Here is a 2986-nt window from a genome sequence, read left to right as displayed (position 1 = left end):
GAGTCCAACCCGGAGACCATGTCGTTCTGTCGTGGATCAAAGGGAGCGGGGGAGATGTCCCGGGGACCAAATACCAGTGGAATGGCAAAGAGGTGAACGCGGGGGGGATCACGACATTCAGCCGCTATTCTGTGATCAGTGAAAACCGGTTGACGAAGCTCGACCAAGGCCTCCCCTTTGATCTGGCCGCTCTACTGGGATGCGCCATTCCGACGGGCGCAGGGATGGTCTTCAATACGGCCAACGTTCGAACAGGCCAGAGCGTGGCTATCTTCGGCGTTGGAGGAATCGGACTTTCTGCCCTGGCCGCAGCCAGCGCCAGTGGGGCCACACCCCTGATCGCCATCGACCGGCTTCCGTCCAAGCTGGATCTCGCGCGCGAGCTGGGTGCGTCTCACACGATCTGCGTTACAGAAACCAACCCCGTAGAATCGATCATGGCGATCTCTCCGGGAGGCGTCGATATCGCCATCGAAGCCACGGGACGAGCTGCCGTCATGCAGCAGGCTCTCGAATCGGTACGGGCTCAAGGTGGAGCCGCAATCGTCGCCGGAAATGCACCGCAGGGGGAATCGTGGCAACTCGACCCACGTCAGCTCAATCAGGGAAAGCGAATCATCGGGACCTGGGGAGGCGACAACGTCCCTGATCGAGACTTCCCTCGATATCAGCGACTGCTGCTCGCCGGGAAACTGCCGCTGCAGAGTCTCCTGGCCAGACAGTACCCCTTGTCAGTTATCAACGACGCCCTGAATGACCTCGAAGCCGGGCTGGTACCTCGTCCCCTGATTGACCTGTCACGCATCTGACGCTCAGCGCATCGTGCGGGCCCATTCGCAGCGATTTCCGCTGCCATCACAGTCGCCCGGCCCTGACCCTCCTCCTGAAGTAGACGTATGAGAATCGGCATCGATTTTGACAATACGCTGGTCTGCTACGATCAACTCTTCTGGAAACTGGCCAGTGAGCAGGGTCTTGTTGATGAGTCTGTTCCACCCAGGAAGAACGCGGTCCGTGATCACCTGCGACGACGAGGTCTCGAAGAGAGATGGACGCAGCTTCAGGGGCTGGCGTACGGCAGTCGGATTCTGGAAGCAGATCCTTTCCCAGGGATGCTGGCGGCACTGAAGGAACTGCACGAGCGGGGAGCGGAACTGGTTCTCATCAGTCACAAGACCCGAACCCCGATCGCCGGATCCCCCGTCGATCTTCATGCCGCCGCGCAGTCCTGGCTTTTGCAGAAGGGGCTCTGGAACCCGAATTCAGAGCAATCCCTGTTTCAGGACGTCTACTTTGAACTGACCAAAGAAGAGAAATTGCAGCGCATCGCATATGCCGGTTGCGACTGGTTCATCGACGATCTGATCGAACTTCTGACCGAGCCCCGTTTCCCGGTCGGTGTCCAGCGCGTCTTGTTCGACCCGCACACCGAGCAGTCCCAATTGCCCTCCGGTATTCTCCGACTGAAGGCGTGGAACGACGCGACATCGCTTTTCCCGTGCACCGAGAAATCATGACACCACCCCCTGTCGCCCCGCTCGATCTGGAGATTGCACACGCCCTGCTGCAGCAATGCGGAGAGGACGATCCGGTCTCGCTCGAGCCCCTGACCGGCGGCCGAAACAATCGAACGTTTCGCGTCCGGGGAACTCGGGGTACGTGGTTACTCAAACACTACTTTCACGACCAGAATCAGGGGTGGAATCGGGCGGAAAGAGAATGGGAGTGGGCCACCTTCTGCTGGCAGTGCGGGGTGCGATGGGGGCCCGAACCATTGGCCTTTGATCGGTCACGGCACGCCACACTCTCGGAATTTCTCGACGGTCGAAAACTGAACGCCAGCGAACTCACGGTACGACATGTCGAACAGTCAGCAAGCTTCGTCGCTGACATTAACGAGCACCGGAACAGTCCTGCGGCAGCCAAGATTCCTGCTGCTGCAGAAGCCTGTTTCTCACTGACGGAACATCTCGACTGCGTCGAACGACGAATTTCCCGCCTGGCGGCGGTTCCCGTGAACGATGACCTCAGCCAGTCCCTCGCTGACTGGCGCGAGCGAGAACTGGAGCCCCGCTGGAAACAGCTCGTCTCGCGTGTGAAGAGTCGCGTTACACAAACGGAACTCGAGGAACTTCTACCTCGTTCGTCGCGGTGTCTGTCACCGTCGGATTTCGGCTTTCACAACGCGCTCCTCACGGAAAACGACCGGCTGCGGTTCTTCGATTTTGAGTATGCCGGGTGGGACGATCCTGCAAAACTGGTCTGTGATTACTTTCTGCAGCCAGAGGTTCCCGTCCCGCTCCAGTATCAATCGCAACTGCTGCACGTCTTTTCGGATCGTAAGCTGTGGGGAGAAGTGGAACGCCGGGTCGAGCTCTTGTTTCCCGTTTTCGGAATCAAATGGTGCTGCCTTTTATTGAATGAATTCCTTGCGCAGGATCGCCGCCGCCGCGAGTTCTCGCAGACGGCGCCGATTACGGAATCGCGAAAAGCCGAACAGTTCGCTCGAGCCAGACAGCGACTGGCGTCTCTCGAAGAATTTCAAAGTTGAGTTGATGCGAAGAAATTGAGCGGCCACTCAATTCAGGACCGCTAAAGCGTACCTCTGATCGTGTCTGCATCCCATCTTCATGTGGTCGATTGCACAAGTGTCGCACTTCTTACTAACTCACCGGCTGAATTTCTGGGGAACGGGGTAACGCCACGCAGAGCGTGATAACGGTCATCGATCTCAAGTTCATCTTCGGGAGAGAAACGGTCACCTTCACGTCTGCAGCGGATGACCTGTTGCTGCACTCAGGCTTAGATCGGGCTGAGATGAGTTTGAACCCGATTTCGACGAAATGTAACTGTTAAGCTATTCTGGGCTTTTCCAGTGGCCAGGGTTTGGTAAATTTTGAGCATCATGGATGATGTTGCGTTACTCAAAGAGCAGGTAGCGGCTTTGCTGCATCGCGTGGCGAAGTTGGAAGCCCAGGTTGCGGAG

At 57.6% G+C, this 2986-nt stretch carries 3 protein-coding genes; all 3 read left to right on the top strand.

The window, feature by feature from the left end; genetic code table 11:
• The coding region (locus tag VGE80_RS02475; protein WP_440591556.1) for a zinc-binding dehydrogenase at positions 1 to 809 on the top strand (809 nt) is incomplete at its 5' end.
• Positions 810 to 896: 87 nt separating this feature from the next.
• A complete protein-coding gene (locus VGE80_RS02470; RefSeq protein ID WP_440591555.1) occupies positions 897 to 1517 on the top strand; it encodes a haloacid dehalogenase-like hydrolase in 621 nt (206 codons plus the stop codon).
• On the top strand, positions 1514 to 2551 hold the full coding sequence (locus VGE80_RS02465; RefSeq protein WP_440591554.1) for an aminoglycoside phosphotransferase family protein: 1038 nt from the start codon (positions 1514 to 1516) through the stop codon (positions 2549 to 2551). Before VGE80_RS02470 ends, VGE80_RS02465 begins: the two co-directional genes overlap by 4 nt.
• The last annotated feature ends 435 nt before the right edge of the window (positions 2552 to 2986 follow it).

This window comes from Schlesneria sp., from assembly GCF_036405755.1.
Lineage (GTDB): Bacteria > Planctomycetota > Planctomycetia > Planctomycetales > Planctomycetaceae > Schlesneria > Schlesneria sphaerica.
The sequence above is the reverse complement of the archived record's forward strand: the minus strand, read 5'-3'. Positions and strand labels throughout refer to the sequence as shown.